Here is a 2,455-nt window from a genome sequence, read left to right as displayed (position 1 = left end):
GGCCCCGATGCTGCTGCCGGCCCCGACCACCCGGCCGGCCCCGATGCTGCTGCCGGCCCCGACGCCCCTGCCGACCCCGACGCGGCGGCGCCGCCCGCCACCGGCCCGACGGCCCGGTGGTCCCGGCGCCCGCGCACCCGGCGGGAGGCACGACTCGCGGAGCGCACCGACGACGATGGCTGAGACCCGATCCCTGCCCGTCCCCGACGGTCTGGCCGGCGAGCGCGTCGACGCCGCCCTGGCACGCCTGCTCGGGCTGTCCCGCACCCGGGCCGCCGAGCTGGCCGAGTCCGGCGGCGTGCTGCTCGACGGCCGTGTCCTGGGCAAGTCCGACCGGCTCGTGGCCGGCGGGTGGCTCGAGGTCACCCTCCCCGCGGCCCCCGCCCCCGCCCCGCCCGAACCGGTGGCCGGTCTCGAGGTGGTCCACGAGGACGAGGACATCGTCGTCGTCGACAAACCGGTCGGTGTGGCCGCCCACCCCAGCCCCGGGTGGCAGGGCCCCACCGTCGTCGGGGGGCTGCTCGCCGCCGGCTACCGGGTGGCCACCTCCGGGGCCGCCGAGCGGCAGGGCATCGTCCACCGGCTCGACGTCGGCACCTCCGGGCTCATGGTCGTGGCCAAGACCGAGCTCGCCTACTCCGCACTCAAGCGCGCGTTCAAGGAGCGCACGGTGCAGAAGGTCTACCACGCGCTCGTCCAGGGCCACATGGACCCGCTGGCCGGCACGATCGACGCGCCGGTGGGCCGCGACCCGCGCCACGACTACCGGTTCGCCGTCGTCGCCGACGGCAAACCCGCCGTCACGCACTACCGGACCCTGGAGGCGATGCCCGGGGCCTCCCTGCTCGAGATCGACCTGGAGACCGGACGCACGCACCAGATCCGGGTGCACACCGCGGCGCTGCGCCACCCCTGCGTCGGGGACACCACCTACGGCGCCGACCCGGTGCTGGCCGAGCGGCTCGGGCTGACCCGCCAGTGGCTGCACGCCGTGCGGCTCGGCTTCGCCCACCCGCGGCACGGCCGCGAAGTCGTCGTGACCAGCGAGTACCCCGCCGACCTCGCCGCCGCGCTCGAGGCCATGCGCGAGGGTGTGCGGTGAACGTACACACCCGGGTGGTGACCACCCGGGAGGAGCTCGCGGCGGTGTGGGATGTGCGGTTCGCCGTCTTCGTCGAGGAGCAGGGCGTGCCACGGGAGGTCGAGGTCGACGACCTCGACGAGGCGCCGACCACCACCCACGTCCTCGCGGTCGACGAGCAGACGGGCCGGGTGGTCGGCACCGGACGGCTGCTCCACGACGCCCCCGGCCACGTCCACCTCGGGCGACTGGCGGTCCGACGCGAGGTCCGCGGGCAGGGGATCGGTGCGCTGCTCGTCACCGCGCTGGAGGAGGTCGCCCTCGAGCGGCACGTCGCCGGTGACCCGCCCACCGTCGAGGTCGTGCTCAGCGCCCAGGAGGCCGCGATGGGCTTCTACCGCCGCCTCGGCTACGCCGCGGTGACCGGCGAGCGGTACCTCGACGCGGGCATCTGGCACCAGGACATGGCCCGCACCCTCACCCGCTCCTGACCCTCCGCGCGGGGGCGCGCGGCGGTCACGGCGCAGCGACACGCCGTGCCACGTGGGGGTCGGCGCGGGTCGTCGGGGAAGTGGGCGGGGCGACCTAGACTGACCGGCATGGCTGCTGGAGGATCCGACAACTTCGCCCACCTCCACGTGCACACCGAGTACTCGATGCTCGACGGTGCCTCCAAGGTCGACGAGCTGCTCTCCGAGGCGGCGCGCATGGGGCAGCCGGCCCTGGCCATCACCGACCACGGCTACCTCTTCGGCGCCTTCGACTTCTGGTCGACCGCCCAGAAGTACGGGGTCAAGCCGATCATCGGGCTGGAGGCCTACGTCACCCCCGGCACCTCGCGCTTCGACAAGACCCGGGTGCGCTGGGGTGAGGAGCACCAGGCCAAGGACGACGTCTCCGCCCGCGGTGCCTACACCCACATGACCCTGCTCGCGCGCAACAACGAGGGGATGAACAACCTCTTCCGCCTCGGGTCGCGGGCGTCCCTCGAGGGACAGATGGGCAAGTGGCCGCGGATGGACCGCGAGCTCATCAGCACCTACGCCGGGGGGCTCATCGCCACCACCGGCTGCCCCTCCGGTGAGGTCCAGACCCGGCTGCGGCTCGGCCAGTACGACGAGGCGCTGCGGGCCGCCGGAGAGCTCCAGGACATCTTCGGCCGGGAGAACTACTACGTCGAGCTCATGGACCACGGCCTGGAGATCGAGCGGCGGGTGACCAAGGACCTGCTGCGCCTGGCCAAGGAGATCGGCGCCCCCCTGCTGGCGACCAACGACTCCCACTACACCCGCCCGGAGGACGCCAAGACCCACGAGGTCATGCTCGCCCTGCAGTCCGGCAGCAAGCTCACCGAGCCCACCTACGACGAGGGCG

The 2,455-nt window shown here is 73.9% G+C and carries 4 protein-coding genes; all 4 read left to right on the top strand.

What is annotated here, in order from left to right:
- Positions 1–183: hypothetical protein (locus Q0195_RS09390; RefSeq protein ID WP_299277504.1), on the top strand; the 183-nt coding region annotated here is incomplete at its 5' end.
- Positions 176–1,102 (top strand): RluA family pseudouridine synthase, encoded by a 927-nt coding sequence (locus Q0195_RS09385; RefSeq protein ID WP_299277502.1) that lies wholly within the window; start codon positions 176–178, stop codon positions 1,100–1,102. The genes Q0195_RS09390 and Q0195_RS09385, both read left to right, overlap by 8 nt.
- Positions 1,099–1,572, top strand: a complete 474-nt coding sequence (locus Q0195_RS09380; RefSeq protein WP_299277499.1) for a GNAT family N-acetyltransferase — start codon at positions 1,099–1,101, stop codon at positions 1,570–1,572. Before Q0195_RS09385 ends, Q0195_RS09380 begins: the two co-directional genes overlap by 4 nt.
- A 108-nt stretch (positions 1,573–1,680) precedes the next feature.
- On the top strand, positions 1,681–2,455 hold a 775-nt coding region (locus tag Q0195_RS09375; RefSeq protein WP_299277495.1), incomplete at its 3' end, for a PHP domain-containing protein.

Origin of the sequence: uncultured Georgenia sp., assembly GCF_937958535.1 — a bacterium.
Classification (GTDB): Bacteria; Actinomycetota; Actinomycetes; order Actinomycetales; family Actinomycetaceae; genus Oceanitalea.
Note: the sequence above shows the minus strand (reverse complement) of the source record. Positions and strands in the feature narration are given on the sequence as shown.